Raw genomic sequence first — 18,558 nt, forward strand, 5'->3', positions numbered from 1 at the left:
ATGGTGTTGCAGTATGGATCATTTCAGGAAACAAACGGTGCGGCTGCCCGTTGCTTTTTGCAACGCTCTGCAAAAGACGCGAACAGGAAGGTCCTTAACGGAACATTTACGTTGTTGAATAAATTATGGTTCCAGCAATCAATAAAGAATTGTTCTACGGCTGCCTTGGCTGCCGCCGGGCCTATATCGGGCATGGAAGTAGCCGCCACTAACAGCAGCCAGGTACGGTACTGTTTGTATACATCATTCAGTGCATCTGCGTCTCCCGCTTTAAGTCTGCGTAATAACTGTTTGTCATTCTGTGGCACGACCTTTCGTTTCATGCTTCCTTTATTTGTGATATATGGTTTTTCATTTACGTCTCAATAGCCGCTTCCGGGCAGTTCGTTGGGGGATGAGCATCTAACTTTCAGGGCAGAAGCGTTAGTGGCTATGTAACAAGCAATTGTGCCGCTCTACTAACTAAAAGTACGGAAAATATTATTCTAGGAATGTTAATCCGCGTATTTTTTTTGTTAATCACATATGCTGCCTTTTAATAAGATAGTCCATTTTTAACATAAGATTCCCTATTCCCTTTCGCGTCCATTACTCCTATTTTTGATCGTGTACTGTTGACAGTTTATTAATGCGTTATGAAGACGAACCGCATGCCCCTGCGTAGCTTGCCTGGAGGCATGTTAGTACTATATTCCATCTGAACCGAAAAAATTAAATGTTTCACGGATGAAAAACAAATTCCACCCGCTGCTTTGCTGCAATTATACCGCAGCATGTGTACGTTTCTGCCTGCTGTTGCTATGCTTATGGCCTGTGCTGCGGCTGCACGCGCAGGAGCGTACCGTTACCGGACAGGTGCAGGATATGGCCGGCAGGTCGCTGCCGGGGGTAACCGTATCCCTTAAAGGCACGTCCAAAGGCGCTGTCACAGACGCTGCCGGGCGTTTTACGCTTGCCGTTGATCAAAGCCCGGCTACCCTCGTATTTTCTTTTATGGGCTATGAAACAAAAGAGGTGCCGCTGGAGGGCAACGCCAGCGTTACCGTAAAGCTGCAGGAAGACGTGAAAAAGCTGGGAGAGCTGGTAGTGGTAGGCTATGGTACTATTAAAAGATCGGACCTTACAGGCGCGGTTGCCTCCGTGAAGGCGGAGGACCTGACCACGGCCGGCTCCAGCACGGTGCAGCGCGCCCTGCAGGGCAAGGTAGCCGGTGTGCAGATAGAATCTGCCGGCGGTAACCCCGGCGCCGGGGCCCGGGTAATGATCCGCGGTGTGGGCACCCTCAACAACAACACGCCTTTGTATATAGTGGACGGGGTGCAGGTAACCGGCATCGATAACCTGGCGCCCAACGACATTGCTTCTATAGAAGTGTTGAAGGATGCTTCTGCCGCGGCTATCTACGGCTCCCGTGCCGCCAATGGCGTAGTGCTGGTCACCACCAAATCCGGTACGCCCGGCAGGACCACCATCCGGCTCAATGCATACTACGGCGTACAGCAGTTGGCCAAAAAGCTGGACGTGCTGAACGCTGCCGAATGGGCGCGCGTAAGCAATGCCGCGCATGATGCGGCCGGGCAGGCCAGGTTGCAGATTGCCCGCAACCCCGACTCACTGGGCGCTGGCACCGACTGGCAGGATGAGATCTACCGCACCGCTCCTATACAGAGCTATGAGCTGTCCATTGGCGGCGGCAGGGAAGGCAGCGTGTACAGCGTGTCCGGCGGCTATTTTAACCAGGACGGCATCGTGCAGGTGACCGGCTACAACCGGGTAAACCTGCGCGTAAAATCCGAAACCACCAAAGGCCGCTTTACATTCGGGGAGACCGCCATACTGACCCGGGAGCGCTGGACAGATATGCCGGGTGGCTGGGGCGGACAGGGGGGCAACCCGGTAGGTTCCGCCGCCAAGATGATCCCCGTGTTTGATGTATATGACCCTACCGCCATCGGCGGCTTTGCCGGCGCTTACGGCCCGGTGGTGAACGTGGCCAACCCGATGGCGCAACTGCACCTGGAGAGTATCAAGCGCGATTCCAATAAAGTGATCACGAATGTATACGCCCAGGCTGAGCTGATCAAGGGCCTTACTTACAAGATCAACCTCGGCTATACGTACAACGGCGGCTATGGCTACGACTACCAGCGCCGTTACCAGGTGGGCACCCTCTTTACACAAAAAACGAACAACCTTACTGAAACGCGGAATGAGGCGCATTTCCTGATGCTGGAAAATACGCTGAATTACAGCAACGCCTTCGGCAAGCATAGCATCCAGGCCCTGGCCGGGTATGCCTGGCAGCAGAACCGGTATAAATATACCTACGCTTCCGCACAGGACCTGCCCGATGGCATCGACCAGATGGATGCCGCCGCCGGCACCCGCAACAGCGGCGGCAATATGACGGAGAGCCGCCTCATATCGCTGCTGGGCCGCGTCGTATATTCATACGATAACCGTTACCTGCTCACGGCCAGTTTCCGCCGCGACGGTTCTTCCCGCTTTGCCCCGGCCAACCGCTTTGGTAATTTCCCTTCCATCGCATTGGGATGGAACATTGCCAACGAAGCGTTCTTTGCACCGCTGGCCTCCACCATCAACCAGTTGAAACTGCGCGCCAGCTACGGCGTGCTGGGCAACCAGGAGATAGGGGACTACCGCTACCAGCAGTCCATTGCTACCGGCTTAAGCTATGTAACCGGCATCGATCAGCATAAATGGTTTGGCGCCATACAGCAGTCTTTTGTAGATCCCAACATCAAGTGGGAGAACACCAGCACTTTTAACATAGGTACGGACCTTGGCCTGTGGCAAAGCAAGCTGACCCTTAGTGCAGACTATTACCGCAAGCGCACTACAGACATCCTGCTGGAAGTGCCCATACCCGGTTCTGCCGGCGCTATTGGCAACCCGGTGGTCAATGCGGGCATTATCCGCAACAGCGGTTTTGAAGCCGGTCTGAGCTACAACGGCCAGGGAAATAACTTTACCTGGCAGGCTACCGCCACCATTGCCACGGCATCCAATAAAGTAGAGCAGTTGGGCACCGGCGGGCAGATCATTACCGGCGGGCAACCCAGCCACCACGGCTCCGCCACCACTACCACCAAGGTGGGCGGGGAGGTAGGCGCTTTCTACCTGGTGAAAACAGACGGCATCTTTAATTCTGCAGAAGAGGTACAGGCGCATGTAGATAAGGATGGCAACCTGATACAGCCCAATGCCCAGCCGGGTGACATTCGTTTTGTGGATGCCAACGGCGACGGGCAGATATCCGATGCGGATAAAGTGTATTGCGGCAGCCCCTTTCCTGACTTTACCTACGGGCTGGGCCTGAACGGGCAATGGAAGAACCTGGACTTTACCATTTTCTTCCAGGGCACTTATGGCAACAAAATATACAATGGCCTGCGCATGGACCTGGATGGCATGAACCTGGAATTTAACTACTCCAAGGCCACCCTCAACGCCTGGACGCCGGAAAATCATACCGACTTTCCCCGCGCCGTGATCAATGACCCGAACTATAATACCCGCGTATCCGACCGCTTCCTGGAAAACGGCTCCTACCTGCGCCTCCGGTCCCTGCAGGTAGGTTACACCATCCCGGGCGCAGTGATGCAAAAGCTCAGCCTCAGCTCTTTCCGCGCTTATGTAAGCTTTGACAACCTGTTTACCATTACCGGCTACAAAGGCTACAACCCTGACCTGGGCAGGACCGGCAACATACTGGACCGCGGCGTGGACTACGGGCATGTAGGATACCCCCTGGCCAGAACAGCCACCGTAGGTATACAGTTAGGTTTCTGATAACAATAAAAAGTACTGCGATGAACAATATCAAGATAAAGCTGGTGCAGTTGTTACTGGTATGCATCCTGCTCAGTTGCTCAAAAAACAACCTGGACCTGAACAATCCCAACCAGGTGCCGAAAGAAACTTTCTGGCAAACAGAGAATGATGTGCTCTCCGCCCTGGGCGCTACGTATAACCTGCTCCGTAATGTAAACTCCGGCTACTGGGGCGTGCGCGGTGTGGAAATGAGCAACGGCCGCGGGGATGATTTTTTTATACGGAATGATGTAAAGGCCCTGTACCAGTTCTCCACCTTCACCAACTCGCCGGACAACGGTACGGTAAGCACTTTCTGGAATGGCTGCTACCAGTCCATCTACCGGGCTAACCAGATCATTGAGAATGTGGGAGACGTGGAGATGGATGCCGCCAAAAAGTCCGCCTACACGGCGGAAGCGCGTTTCCTGCGGGGGCTGAATTATTTCCTGCTGGTGATCAATTTCGGGGAGGTGCCCTTGCATACCATAGTGCCGCCTGACAGGGAAGGGTACTATCTTCCCAAATCACCGGAGGAAGCCGTATGGCAGCAGGTCTTTGCAGACTTCAGCGCCGCTGCGGACAGCCTGCCGGTGTCCTACCCGGAAGCCTGGATGGGCCGGGCCACCAGAGGGGCCGCCCTGGGATACCTGGGCAAGGCCCACCTTTACCACAAGGACTGGGCGGAGGCGGAGGCCGCTTTTGCGCAACTGATGACGGCGCCTTTTGCCTATGACCTCATGCCCAACTTCGGGGACAATTTTACGGCGGAGTTTGAGAACAACCGGGAGTCCGTGTTCGAGATACAGGTAGAGGATGTGGGGGGGCCCAATCCCTGGACCTCCGGCGCCAATGAGTCCCTGGGCGTTACTACGGCGCAGGAGTTTGCGCCTGCTGAAGTGGCCGGCTGGTTTGAAGCCTATCCTACAGACAAGGTGCTGAACGAGTTCAAAAAAGAAAGAACAGTAGCCGATGACTGGGACCCGCGCATGTACGCCACCCTGGTATGGGAGGGGCAGGAAGGTACTTTTTACAACCGGCCCATTGCGGATTTCTTTCCCACCGAGTTCGGGTTTAAATCCAGGTTCAAGAAGTACCAGAATTACAACCAGAATGACGAAACCAAGGGCAAGAACGGCGCCAACTACAGCTCCAGCATCAACGAGCGCGCCCTGCGCTTTGCCGATATTCTGCTGATGTACGCAGAGGCTGTGACCATGCAGGCCCGCCCGGCAGAAGCATATCCTGCCGTGAACCGCATCCGCCAGCGGGCGCACCTGGCCGCATTGCCGGCCGGCTACACGCAGGACCAGATGATGGCGGAAATACGGCACCAGCGCATGATCGAATTCTGTCGCGAAGGGCTGCGCTTCTATGATCTGCGCCGCTGGGGATTGCTGGAGCAGGAAATAAAGAACAGCGATAAAGTGGGCAGGGAATTTTTCGTGTTAAGAAAGCACGAGCTGTTCCCCATTCCGCAGGCAGAAATGGACGCCAATCCTAAAATGGAACAAAACCCGAATTGGTAATATATTGTATAACCGATAGCATATTATGCTCAGCAGAAGAAACTTCCTAAAGCACACCGGCGCTACCGGTGCACTGGGCCTGTTGCCCGCCGCGTCCTTTGCGGTCAATAACAGTAATGACGATACGAAAATAGCGGCCGCGCCCGGCTGGCAGCAATCCCTGGATGGGGTCTGGCAGTTCTCAACGGACAAACAGCACTGGCAGGCGGTAACGGTGCCGCACACCTGGCAGATCATGCCGGAGCACGTGGAGCATTTTGGTAAGGCCTGGTACAAAAGGGAATGCTTTATTCCCGCCGGGTGGAAAGGGCGCGTGGTGCGCGCGGAGTTTGAGGCCGTATACCACTCCGCCCGGGTGTATGTAAACGGCGTGCTGGCAGGGGAGCACCTGCGCAAAGGCTATACCGCTTTCTTTATAGACCTTACCCCGCACCTGCAATACGACCGTAACAATACCCTGGAGGTGGAAGTGGATAACGCCTTTGACGATAATATGCTGCCACGCAACCGCTCCTATGACTGGGCGGCCGATGGCGGCATTACACGTCCCGTAACCCTGCATGTAACGCCCGTCACTTACCTGGAAAACATATGGGTGGCCGCTCTGCCGGATGCCGGCTTTCAGCAGGCCCGCCTGAAAATAAAAGCCCGCCTGGCCAACAAAGGCAAAGCAGGTACCTGCCACCTTCGCTACGAGGTAACCGAAGAGGATACAGGCCGGCAGGCGCTGGCAGGCAGCTTTGCCACGCCGCTGCAGCTAACGGCGGGGGAAGTAAGGACCGTGGAGCCGGAAGCGCTGCTGCTGCCGGATCCGCGTCTCTGGCATTTTGATGCGCCCCGCCTGTATCGCCTTACCCTGCACCTGTACCAGGACGGGGACCTGCTGCACAGCTATTGCAGCACCTTTGGCGTGCGCAGCATAGCAGTGAAGGATACCGGCTTTTACCTCAACGGGGAGCGCGTATGGCTGATGGGCGTAGAGCGCATGGGCGGCAGCAATCCCCTGTACGGCATGGCCGAACCCGGCGAATGGATACGGCATGACCATGATGACATGAAAAAGCTGAACTGCATATTTACCCGCGTGCACTGGCAGCAGGACAAACGGGTGCTGGATTACTGTGACCGCCACGGTATACTGATACAATTGGAAGTGCCTACCTGGGGCGGCGCTACTTTTGAGGGAATGAAGGACCAGCCCTCCGCGCCCATTATGCAGAACGGGCTGGAACAACTGGAAGAGCTGATAGAGCGGGAATACAATCATCCCTGCGTATTCTCCTGGGGCCTGTGCAATGAAATAGGCGGGCAAAACCCGCCGGCCTACAATTTTGCCGCCAATATGCTGAAAGCCGCCAAAAAGCTGGACCCCTACCGCCTTTGCTCCTATGCCTCCAACTCCCTGCAGCAAACACCGGGAAAGGACGTGTCCGGCCTGATGGACTTCGTGGAATGGAATGAATACTATGGTAGCTGGTACAAAGGCACGGTGGAAGATATGGAGCGCAACCTGGAAGCCATTCACCAGGCTTTCCCGGATAAGCCTATCGTCATTTCCGAATACGGTTGGTGCCGCTGCAAGCCCGAGCGCAAAGAAGGCGATACCCGGCTGATCAGCATCCTGCGCTCGAATAATGAAGTGTTCCGCCGGCATGATTACGTAAGCGGCCTTATCTTTTTCAGCTATAATGACTACCGCACGCATATCGGTGACAAAGGCATCGGCGTGCTGAAGCAGCGCGTGCACGGGGTGGTGGACCTGTACGGTGCACCCAGGCCCTCCTGGGAGGTGCTGCGCGCGGAATCCAGCCCGCTGAGCACCCTTAGCGCCGGCCTGGAGGGGCAGCAACTGGCCGTAAAACTGGCCACCCGCAAAACCATCCCGGCATATACCCTGCGTAAGTACATCCTGCGCTGGATAGCCTATGGCGACCAGGAAGTGCCGCTGGAAACCGGGGAAATAGTACTGCCGGACCTGGCGCCGGGCCAGGCATTTGAGCATACTTTCCGCCTCACCGAGGGCCTGCCCCTGGAGAGGATCGTAGTGGATGTGGTTAGGGGAACGGGTTTCAGCGCCCTTTCTGTGCAGATACCGGCCTCCTGACGGAGGTTTTTCGCATTGCGTAAATATTTTTCCCGATTACATAAACCGGGTGTCCATCCGGTTCGCAATTTTGCGCCCGTAAACTAAACTGATTTATGGGAGCTGAGCTATACCAGGCAAGGAAAGTATTTTTATTTTTTGTCATGTTTTTAGGCATAACGCTTAATGCCTTTGCCAACGAAGAAGAAGATCAATTTTCACAGATCAAAGGAAAAGTAACTACCACGGAAGGCCGCCCGGCGCCCTATGTGACCGTACAGGTAAAGGGCCTGAACAAAGGCGCCGTAACGGATGAGCGTGGCGAGTTTGCCATCCGCCGCCTGCCTGCCGGTACCTATACCCTGCACATCACGCTGGTAGGGTTTGCCACGATAGAAAAAGAAGTGACCACCGAAACAGGCAAGACCACTACGGTAGCCTTTACCCTGGAGCTGAACGACAAGCAGTTGCAGGAAGTGGTAATATCCGGCCGCCGGAACACGCTGGTGCGCTCTTCCAGTGATTATGTAAATAAAATGCCCCTGAAGAACCTGGAGAATCCCCAGGTATATACCACCATTAACAAGGAATTACTGACGGAACAGGTAGTGCTGACCGTGGACGATGCCATGCGCAATGTGCCCGGTCTTACTAAAATGTGGGACGCCACCGGCCGTAGCGGCGATGGCGGCAGTTACTATAACCTGCGCGGGTTTATTGTACAGAGCCAGCTCCGGAACGGCGTGGCCGGCAATGTGTCCGCCACTATAGACGCTGCCAACCTGGAAAGGATAGAAGTGATCAAAGGCCCTTCCGCCACCCTGTTCGGGAACGTGTTCACTTCCTACGGCGGCCTGATCAACCGGGTGACCAAAAAACCGTATACCTCCCTGGGCGGAGAGGTGAGCTATACCGCCGGCAGCTATGGCCTGAACCGCATCAGCGCGGATGTAAACACCCCGCTGAACGCGGACAAGAGCTTGCTGTTTCGCGTGAACACAGCTTACTCCTACGAAGGCAGCTTCCAGGACAATGGCTGGAGCCGCAGCTTTGTGATGGCGCCTAGCCTGGCGTACAACATCAATGACAGGCTCTCCCTGTCCTTTGATGCGGAGTTCTACCAGGGCAGCAACACCGGCCTGCGGGTATACTTTTTCCCCTGGGGGCAGACTATCGGCGCATTGGGCGCAGACCGTGCGGACGAGCTGAACATCGATTACAAGCGTGCATACGTAAACGAGGACCTGTACCAGACCTCCCGGAACGCCAATTTCTTTGGGCAGATGACCTACAAGCTGTCGGATAAATGGACCTCCCAGACCAATTTTACGGTGACCAACAGTTTCTCCGACGGGCCTTCTCCCTACTTTTACCTGATTGCAGATTCCATGGTGACGCATGATCCCAATGACATCGGCAACCGCTTCATTTCCAGGAACGACCAGTATACCGATAACAGCAAGGACCAGTTCATAGAAATACAACAGAACTTTATCGGCGATTTCCAGCTAGGCAGCATGCGGAACCGGTTGGTAGCCGGGCTGGACTTTGTTTACCACAATACCGACCAGTTCTTTGGTGGCAATACCTACGATACCATTGATGTAACGCAGGAAACCATTGCCAACTACCGGGACTTTAACCGGACCAATATGGACAAAGTATACCAGGAAAAAGGCGATGCATTCGTGTACCCGGTAATATACACCTCCAACACCTACAGCGCCTATGTGTCCGATGTGCTGAGCATTACAGACAACCTGATGGCGCTGGCCGCCCTGCGCGTGGACCACTTTGTGCACAATGGCACCTACGATGAAACCACCGGCAAAAAATCAGGCGCCTATAACCAAACGAAGCTGTCGCCCAAATTCGGCATTGTGTACCAGCCCATCCGGGATAATGTGGCTTTGTTCGCCAACTACCAGAATGGTTTTGTGAACAAGGCCCCCGATGCCCTGGGGCAGACCTTCAAGCCGGAGCAGGCCAACCAGGTGGAAGGCGGCGTAAAGCTGGATATGTTTAACGGGAAGCTGAGCAGCACCATCAGCTATTACGATATTCGGGTAAAAGATGTAGTGCGTCCTACCAACGTTCCGAACGTATCTGTACAGGATGGCACCCAGTACAGCAAAGGCATAGAAGCCGAAGTGATTGCCATGCCCTTCCGTGGTATGCACGTAGTAGCGGGCTTCTCCTATAATGATTCCAAATACGAGAAAGCGGCCGACAAGAACGTGGAAGGCCGCCGTCCGGGTACCGCCGGCGCGCCTTATTCCGCTAACCTGTGGCTGAGCTACCGCCTGCCCCAGGGCCGCCTGAAAGGGCTGGGTGTGGGTTTTGGCGGCAACTACGCCAGCGACAACAAGATCATTAACGATGCTGCTATCGGCGTATTTACCCTGCCCGCCTACACCGTGCTGAACGCTTCTGTTTTCTATGATCATCCCAGGTTCAGGGTATCTGCCAAGCTGGATAACCTTGCCAATAAAAGATACTGGATCGGCTATACGACGGTAAATCCACAAAAATTAAGGAGCTTTGCGGGCAGCATTGCATTTAAATTCTAAAAAACGGGCCACCGCGCATAGCGGTGGTCTGTATATAATATGAGGAAGCATCGAAACTTAAAATACTGGATCGGCAGGGTCCACCTGTGGCTCGGACTGGGTTCCGGGCTATTGGTTTTATTCCTGGGTATTACCGGCTGCATACTCGCTTTTCAAAGGGAGATAGAGAATGCCACCCAGCAATACCGTTATATTGATAACGAAAATAAACCGCTGTTAAAGCCCTCTGACCTGAAGGTGATAGCAGAAAAGGCGTTGCCGGGCAAAAAGGCGCACAGCGCTACTTACTATAAAAATGGCCGTGCCGCTGAAGTGGCTTTCTTCAGCCTGGAACCTGCTTACTATTACACGGTATACATCAATCCCTACAGCGGGCAGGTGCAAAAAGTGAAGGACATGGACGCCGACTTTTTCCGCGTGATCCTGATGGGGCATTTCTACCTTTGGTTGCCGCCCACCATTGGCCAGCCCATTGTAGCCACCGGCACCCTGGTCTTCCTGGTGATGCTGATCACCGGCCTGGTATTGTGGTGGCCGCGGAACAAGGCCGCCCGCAAGCAGCGTTTCAGCATTAAATGGAACGCCCGCTGGAAAAGGGTCAACTATGACCTGCACAATGTGCTGGGTTTCTACATTACCTGGGTCATTATCTTCATTATGCTTACCGGCCTGGTATGGGGTTTCCAGTGGTTTGCCAAAAGCATGTACTGGATCACTTCCGGCGGAAAGGACCTGGTGGCCTATTACGAGCCCTTCTCTGACAAGGCCGGCAAGGCGCTGCCTGCCACAGCCCCTGTGGAAGACCGCGTGTGGCAAAAGATGCAGGCGGAATATCCGAATACCCAGATGATAGAAGTGCATTATCCTGAAAATGATACGGCCTCTGTAGCAGGCGTGTCCAACCCGGACATTGATACCTACTGGAAGATGGATATCCGCTACTTTGATCAGTACACGTTGAAGGAGATACCCGTGAATCATGCCTACGGCCGCTTCGCCGAAGCTTCTACCGCCGACAGGATCGCCCGCCTGAACTATGACATCCATGTAGGCGCCATACTGGGCCTGCCGGGCAAGATCATGGCCTTTTGCGCCAGCCTGGTAGCAGCCAGCCTGCCGGTAACCGGGTTTTACATCTGGTGGGGCCGGCGGCATAAAAAGAAAAAAGGCCAGGTGGTAGAGAAGAAAGAGGCGGTGTTGGTGTAGGGGGCGCTTATCCAATGTAAAGCGATCTCCGTACCTTTATCCCTCCAAAAAAACACACGTCATGAAACCGAGCATGATTGACCTTTCTCATACAAGGGCATGTTAATGCGAGGTTCCATCTGGTAAATAAAAAAAATATTAACAGATGAAACGGACCGGCTGGCTACTACTCACCGCTGCTTTACTTATTGCCACTGCCTTACGGGCGCAACAGCAGCAAACACAGAAAGAACAGTTCATCAACAAGCTCCTGCAACGGATGACGCTGCAGGAAAAAATAGGACAGCTCAACCTGCTGACCAGTGATATGGATGTGACCGGGCCTTTTATGAAGCCGGGATACAAGAAGGATATTGAAACCGGTGCCTGCGGCGCCATCTTTAATGCTTATACTCCGCAGTACACCCGGCAGTTGCAGGAAATGGCCCTGAAAACAAGATTAAAGATCCCCCTTTTATTCGGCTACGATGTGATACACGGGCATAAGACCATTTTTCCCATTCCCCTGGGCGAAGCCTGTACCTGGGACATGGCACTGATGCAAAAAAGCGCCCGTATTGCCGCGGTGGAAGCCAGCGCAGACGGCCTGCACTGGACCTATTCCCCGATGGTGGACATTGCCCGCGATCCGCGCTGGGGCCGTGTGGCCGAAGGGGTAGGGGAAGATACCTGGTATGGCATGCAGGTAGCCAAAGCCAAAGTAAAGGGCTACCAGGGCACGGACCTGTCGGCGGACAGTACCGTGCTGGCCTGTGTAAAGCACTTTGCCCTGTACGGCGCCATAGAAGCGGGTCGTGACTACAATACGGTGGATATGAGCCGCCGCCGCATGTACCAGGAATACCTGCCTCCATATAAAGCCGCGGTAGACGCCGGTGTAGCTACGGTAATGACCTCCTTTAACGAAATTGACGGCATACCCGCTACCGGCAATAAATGGCTGCTTACAGATTTGCTGCGCGAGCAATGGGGCTTTAATGGATTTGTAGTAACGGATTATACGGCCATTAATGAAATGATAGCGCACGGCGTAGCCGAAGATGAGTTGGAAGCAGGTGCACTGGCCATGAATGCCGGCGTGGATATGGATATGCAGGGCGGCGTATATGCCGGGCAATTGAAGAAGCTGGTGGAACAAAAGAAGGTCACCATGCAGCAGATCGATACAGCGGTATACCGCGTGCTGGCTGCCAAGTACGACCTGGGCCTGTTCAGCGACCCGTTCCGTTATTGCGACCCTGCGCGTGCGCAGCGGGAGATCATGCGCCCGGCTCACCTGCAGGCCGCCCGTGAGATAGCGAAACGCTCCATCGTACTGCTGAAAAATGAAAAGCAGTTGCTGCCGCTCCGGAAGCAGGGCACCATTGCCGTGATCGGTCCCCTGGCCAACAGCCAGCGTGATATGATCGGTAACTGGTCCGCCGCCGGCGACGCCTCCAAAGCGGTGACCCTGCTGCAGGGCATTAAGAACAAGCTGGGCAGCGGTGTAAAAATATTATACGAACAGGGGGCCTACATTACCGGTGACACCGGCATGCTGAAAAAGGCGCTGCAAAAGCCCCGGCTGGAAACGGCAGATACCGCTAACGCCGCACAGATGCTGAACGATGCCGTATCCCTGGCGCAGCAGGCCGATGTGGTGATCATGGCGCTGGGCGAGTCCCAGGGCATGAGCGGGGAAGCCGCCAGCCGCTCCGGTATCGGTATCCCGGACAACCAGCAACAACTGCTCAAAGCTGTATACGCCACCGGCAAGCCCGTCGTGCTGGTGCTCATGAACGGCCGCCCCCTGACGCTGGAGTGGGAGGATGCGCATATATCCGCCATCCTGGAAACCTGGTTCCTGGGTACGGAGGCCGGCAATGCCATTGCCGACGTGCTGTTCGGGGATTACAACCCCGCCGGTAAGATCACCATGACCTTTCCGCGGAATACCGGCCAGATTCCCATCTACTATAACCACCGGAGTACCGGCCGCCCGCTGAACCCGGACAACAAGTACACTTCCAAGTACTTGGACGTAAGCAACGATCCCCTGTATCCGTTTGGATACGGGCTTAGCTATACGAAATTTACCTACGGACCGCTGCAGTTGAGCAGCCGGCAGATGAGCCGGGGCGGGCAGCTCCGGGCCAGCATCCAGGTAAGCAATACCGGCGGCTACGACGGAGAAGAGGTAGTGCAGCTCTACATCCGCGACAAGGTAGGCAGCGTAACCCGCCCGGTAAAGGAGCTGAAAGGCTTTAAAAAGATCTTCCTGGAAAAAGGGCAAAGCACTACGGTGACCTTTATCATCCACTTGGAAGACCTGGAGTTTTACGATAAGGACATGCAGTGGACTGCTGAACCGGGCGAATTCACCGTTTTTGTGGGAACCAACAGCCGGGATGTGCAGGCGGCGGACTTTACGCTGAATTAACCGGTAATTAATTTTGAATTTCCGCTTTTCTTGCTATTTTTGCCCCGTCATTATGAACATAAACGTACATATCCATCATCACCATCATTCTTACCATGCAGGTAGGCTGGGATGATATTATGTAATACAAGCATATTAAATATCAAAGGCTTACCGGAATGGTAAGCCTTTGTTGTTTCAGGGGAACAAATAATAACAGATGAAATTAAAAATTGCCATCCAGAAATCGGGCCGACTGCACGAAGATTCCATCAAGCTGCTGAAGGAATGCGGTATAGACATCAACAATGGTGTCAACAAGCTCAAGACAGAAGCCAGCAATTTCCCGCTGGAAGTATTTTTCCTGCGCGACGATGATATTCCGCAGTACGTAGAAGACGGGGTGGCCGATATCGGCATGGTAGGCGAGAACGTAGTGCTGGAAAAGAACCGGCAGGTACAGGAAGTGGAAAAGCTGGGCTTCGGCAAATGCCGCCTGTCCGTAGCCGTGTCCAAAACCGTGGAGTACACCGGCGTACAGGACCTGGCCGGCCTGCGCATTGCTACCAGCTACCCGGTGATAGTGGAACAGTTCCTGCAAAAGAACAATGTGCAGGCCGAGATACATGAGATCAGCGGCTCCGTGGAAATAGCCCCCGGCATTGGCCTCGCAGACGCTATCTGCGACCTGGTGAGCAGCGGCTCCACCCTGTTCATGAACGGCCTGAAGGAGGCGGAAGTGATATTGAAATCCCAGGCGGTGCTGATCGCCAATAAAGGACTGGACGCAGCGCAGCAACAGGTGCTGAACAAGCTGCTGTTCCGCATACAGGCCGTGAAAAAAGCCCGGAACAATAAGTACATCCTGCTGAACGCGCCGAATAATAAGCTGGACGAGATCATCCGCCTGCTGCCCGGCATGAAAAGCCCCACGGTGCTGCCGCTGGCAGAAGAAGGATGGAGCTCCGTACATTCCGTGCTGAATGAAAATGATTTCTGGGATATCATTGAAAGCCTGAAAGCCGCCGGCGCACAGGGTATATTAGTGGTGCCGATAGAGAAGATGATCATCTGATATGCAAATGTGCAGATGATGCATCCGCAACTGTTAATTCTTAATTATTAATTGTTAATTGGTTCATGCAGATATACGAATATCCTGACAAGGCCGCCTGGCCGGCATTGCTGCAACGGCCGGTAATGGACACCACGGCGCTGGAAAGCAGCGTGGGCGCCATCCTGCAGCACATCAGGCAGGACGGCGATGCGGCGGTACGCAAATATGCCCTGCAGTTTGACAAGGTGCAATTGGATGGGCTCCAGGTAACAGAAGCGGAATTTGCCCATGCCACCGCGGCGCTGGACCCCGCGCTGAAACAGGCTATCCTGCAGGCAAAGCAGAACATTGAAACCTTTCACCGCGCGCAGCAGGAAGCCGGGAAGATCATAGAGACCATGCCCGGCGTGCAGTGCTGGCGCAGGTCCGTAGCTATTGAGCGGGTAGGCCTGTACATCCCCGGCGGCTCCGCGCCCCTGTTCTCTACCATCCTGATGCTGGGCATTCCTGCCAGGATAGCGGGATGCCGCGAGGTGGTGCTGTGCACGCCCTCCGATGCGGCAGGACAGGTGCACCCGGCCATTCTCTTTGCCGCCCGGCAGGTAGGCATAGACCAGGTGTTCAAGATAGGCGGGGTGCAGGCCATTGGCGCCATGGCCTATGGTACGGGCACCGTGCCGAAAGTGTACAAGATATTCGGCCCCGGCAACCAGTATGTAACCTGCGCCAAGCAACTGGTGAATAAGGATGGCGTAGCCATCGATATGCCGGCCGGCCCTTCCGAAGTGGCGGTGCTGGCAGACGAAAGCTGTGTGCCCGCATTCGTGGCAGCCGACCTGTTATCGCAGGCGGAGCACGGGCCGGACAGCCAGGTGCTGCTGGTCACTACCGCCCGCGAAGTGATCAGCGCCGTACAGCAGGAAGTGCGCGTACAGTTGGAGCGCCTGCCCCGCCGCGATATTGCCGCCCGCGCGCTGGAGCATAGCCGCCTGGTGCTGATGCCGGACATGCAGGCCGCCATGGACCTGCTGAACGCTTACGCACCGGAGCACCTGATCATCGCCTGCAAGGATGATATTACCCTGGCGGACAGCGTGATCAATGCCGGCTCCGTATTCCTGGGCAACTATTCCCCGGAAAGCGCCGGTGACTATGCTTCCGGCACCAATCATACCCTGCCCACCAACGGGCATGCCAGGGCCTACAGCGGCGTATCGCTGGACAGCTTCGTAAAGAAGATCACCTTCCAGCGGCTCAGCCGGGAAGGCCTGCAGCAGATAGGCCCCGCCATTGAGGCCATGGCCGCCGCCGAAGGGCTGGAGGCGCACCGCAGGGCGGTTTCGCTTAGAATAATTAACAATGAATAATTAATAATTAATAATATTCGCAGCACAATTGTTTCAATGAGGCACCTATGTAACGGCGATTATTAATTACTAATGCTTAATTATTAGTTTAAAATGTTCGATCTCAATAAATTATTACGCAACAATATCCGGCAGTTGGTGCCTTATTCCTCCGCCCGGGATGAGTTCAAGGGCGAGGCCCGCATCTTCCTGGATGCGAACGAGAACAGTTTCGGCTCCCCGCTGCCCGTGGCGTACAACCGCTACCCGGACCCCATGCAATGGAAGCTCAAGTACAAGCTGGCAGACATTAAGGGCGTGCCGCCGCAGCACATCTTCCTGGGCAACGGCAGCGATGAAGTGATAGATGTGTTGTACCGTGCCGTATGCAATCCCGGGGTGGACAATGTAATACTGTGTCCGCCTACTTACGGCATGTATGAGGTAAGCGCGCATATCAACGATGTGGTGATCCGCAACGTAACGCTGACGGAGGACTTCCAGTTGGACATGCCGGCGCTGCAGCAGGCCATAGACGAGCACACCAAGCTGATATTCATTTGCTCTCCCAACAATCCTACCGGCAACTCTATTAACCGGGAGGATATTGAGCTGCTGTTGAATAATTTCGATGGGATTGTGGTGGTAGATGAAGCCTATATCAATTTTGCCCGGCAGAAGACCTTTATCCAGGAGCTGACGGAGTATCCCAACCTGGTAGTGATGCAAACGCTCTCCAAAGCCTGGGGACTGGCCGCTTTACGGGTAGGGATGGCCTTTGCCGGCGAAGCGATCATCGAGGTGATGAACCGCATCAAGCCGCCATACAACATTAGCCAGGCCGCCCAGGAGCTGACCCTGCAGGCGCTCGAAAATGTAACGCAGGTGAACGAATGGATCCGGGAAACCGTGATAGAAAGGGATAAGCTCAGCGCCGCCCTGGAGCAGTTGCCCCTGGTCACCAAAGTATATCCCAGCGACGCCAACTTTGTGCTGGCCCGTACTAGGGATGCAAAAGGCATTTACCAGTCCCTGGTAGCGCAGGGCATCGTGGTGCGCGACCGCTCCCGCGTGGAGCTTTGCGCCGGCTGCCTCCGTATTACCGTAGGCACGCCGGAGGAAAATATGACGCTCATAAATGCACTGGTTCAATTATTTCAAACTTCTTATTAATGAAGCGAGTTTTATTCATAGATCGTGATGGCACATTGATCAAAGAGGTGCCGCCCACTTACCAGGTGGACAGCCTGGAGAAAATAGAATATTATCCCCGGGTATTTTCTTACCTGTCAAGGATAGCGGCAGAGCTGGACTACGAGCTGGTAATGGTCACCAACCAGGACGGGCTGGGCACCAAAGTATTCCCCGAAGCGGCTTTCTGGCTGGTGCAGAACCAGGTGGTGCGCGCTTTTGAGAATGAGGGGGTGAGCTTTGCCGCCGTACACATCGACCGGACCTTCCCGCATGAAAATGCCCCTACCCGCAAGCCCGGTACCGGCATGCTCAAGCAGTATTTTTCAGAGGAATATGACCTGGCCAACTCTTTTGTGATAGGCGACCGCATTACCGACGTGCAACTGGCAAAGAACCTGGGGGCCAAAGCCATCTGGATGAATGAAGGCACCGGCCTGGGCAACGCAGAGATCAGCGATGCGGTGGAAGCGCTGCAGCCGGTGATAGCCCTGGAGTCTACCGACTGGGCAAAGATCTATGAATTCCTGAAGCTGGGATTAAGAACGGTGACGCATACACGTACCACCAAGGAAACGGATATCTCCGTTACCCTGAACCTGGACGGTAAAGGACAGGCGCAGATCTCCACGGGGCTGGGCTTCTTTGACCACATGCTGGAGCAGATCGCCAGGCATGGCAACATAGACTTGTCCATCAGCGCCAAAGGCGACCTGCACATAGACGAGCATCATACTATTGAGGACACCGGCATCGCCCTGGGCGAAGCCATGGCCCAGGCCCTGGCAGACAAGCGGGGCATGGAGCGCTATGGTTTCTGCCTGCCGATGGACGATTGCCTGGCGCAGGCGGCCATCGATTTTGGTGGCCGCAGTTGGATCGTATGGGATGCTGTATTTACCCGGGAGAAAATAGGGGAGATGCCTACCGAAATGTTCTTCCACTTCTTCAAGTCCTTTTCAGACGCCGCCAAATGCAACCTGAACATCAAGGCTGAAGGGCAGAACGAGCATCATAAGATAGAAGCCATCTTCAAGGCTTTTGCCAAAGCCATAAAAATGGCTGTCAGGCGGGACCCGGCCAACCTGCAGTTGCCCAGCACAAAGGGAGTTTTATAAAGCCTAAAAAAAATTTGCATTATTTGAAAAAACAACCCATATTTGCTGCTGCAATGAACAAGAACATGACATACAAGCATTGGTGGTGGCACAAAATCAAATCCTGATTGCTGTGTTACAGTGCCATGTTTCGTAATGAAATAAATTATACCTGGAAGGCTCGCTGTTACACAGCGGGCCTTCTGGTTTTTGTAGTAGGAAATATGAAGTAAGAGATATGACGTAT

11 protein-coding genes are annotated in these 18,558 nt (G+C 54.6%); 10 read left to right on the top strand and 1 reads right to left on the bottom strand.

The features are described from left to right. Positions 1 to 23: 23 nt before the first annotated feature. Positions 24 to 323 (bottom strand): hypothetical protein, encoded by a 300-nt coding sequence (locus LX66_RS11820; RefSeq protein ID WP_145713442.1) that lies wholly within the window; start codon positions 321 to 323, stop codon positions 24 to 26. A 403-nt stretch (positions 324 to 726) separates the two neighbouring features. Between LX66_RS11820 and LX66_RS11825 the strand changes: the two genes are divergently transcribed. The 10 genes from LX66_RS11825 to hisB all read left to right on the top strand — a co-directional run bounded on the left by LX66_RS11825 (position 727) and on the right by hisB (position 18,332). After that, on the top strand, positions 727 to 3,813 hold the full coding sequence (locus tag LX66_RS11825; protein ID WP_145713445.1) for a SusC/RagA family TonB-linked outer membrane protein: 3,087 nt from the start codon (positions 727 to 729) through the stop codon (positions 3,811 to 3,813). 20 nt (positions 3,814 to 3,833) lie between these two features. Beyond that, positions 3,834 to 5,363, top strand: coding sequence for a RagB/SusD family nutrient uptake outer membrane protein (locus LX66_RS11830; protein ID WP_145713448.1), 1,530 nt, complete (start codon positions 3,834 to 3,836; stop codon positions 5,361 to 5,363). Between the two features lie 25 nt (positions 5,364 to 5,388). Then, entirely contained in the window at positions 5,389 to 7,467 is a 2,079-nt protein-coding gene (locus LX66_RS11835; protein ID WP_145713451.1) for a glycoside hydrolase family 2 TIM barrel-domain containing protein, read from the top strand. Positions 7,468 to 7,610: 143 nt separating this feature from the next. Continuing rightward, a complete protein-coding gene (locus tag LX66_RS11840) occupies positions 7,611 to 10,016 on the top strand; it encodes a TonB-dependent receptor (RefSeq protein WP_145713454.1) in 2,406 nt (801 codons plus the stop codon). A 39-nt stretch (positions 10,017 to 10,055) separates the two neighbouring features. After that, positions 10,056 to 11,222 carry a PepSY-associated TM helix domain-containing protein gene (locus LX66_RS11845; protein WP_145713457.1) on the top strand — a complete coding sequence of 389 codons (1,167 nt, stop codon included), beginning with the start codon at positions 10,056 to 10,058 and terminating at the stop codon, positions 11,220 to 11,222. Between the two features lie 145 nt (positions 11,223 to 11,367). After that, the gene (gene bglX / locus LX66_RS11850; RefSeq protein WP_145713459.1) at positions 11,368 to 13,641 is read left to right on the top strand and encodes a beta-glucosidase BglX; all 2,274 of its coding nucleotides are present in this window, start codon (positions 11,368 to 11,370) and stop codon (positions 13,639 to 13,641) included. A gap of 199 nt (positions 13,642 to 13,840) precedes the next feature. Continuing rightward, positions 13,841 to 14,695, top strand: coding sequence for an ATP phosphoribosyltransferase (gene hisG / locus LX66_RS11855; RefSeq protein ID WP_145713462.1), 855 nt, complete (start codon positions 13,841 to 13,843; stop codon positions 14,693 to 14,695). Positions 14,696 to 14,760: 65 nt separating this feature from the next. Beyond that, positions 14,761 to 16,044, top strand: a complete 1,284-nt coding sequence (gene hisD, locus LX66_RS11860; RefSeq protein WP_145713465.1) for a histidinol dehydrogenase — start codon at positions 14,761 to 14,763, stop codon at positions 16,042 to 16,044. A gap of 93 nt (positions 16,045 to 16,137) precedes the next feature. Next, positions 16,138 to 17,196: a histidinol-phosphate transaminase gene (hisC, locus tag LX66_RS11865; RefSeq protein ID WP_145713468.1), complete on the top strand. Its 1,059-nt coding sequence runs from the start codon at positions 16,138 to 16,140 to the stop codon at positions 17,194 to 17,196. Then, positions 17,196 to 18,332: a bifunctional histidinol-phosphatase/imidazoleglycerol-phosphate dehydratase HisB gene (gene hisB, locus LX66_RS11870; RefSeq protein WP_145713471.1), complete on the top strand. Its 1,137-nt coding sequence runs from the start codon at positions 17,196 to 17,198 to the stop codon at positions 18,330 to 18,332. The genes hisC and hisB overlap by 1 nt, the downstream gene beginning before the upstream one ends. The last annotated feature ends 226 nt before the right edge of the window (positions 18,333 to 18,558 follow it).

The organism is Chitinophaga japonensis (assembly GCF_007830125.1).
Taxonomy (GTDB): domain Bacteria; phylum Bacteroidota; class Bacteroidia; order Chitinophagales; family Chitinophagaceae; genus Chitinophaga; species Chitinophaga japonensis.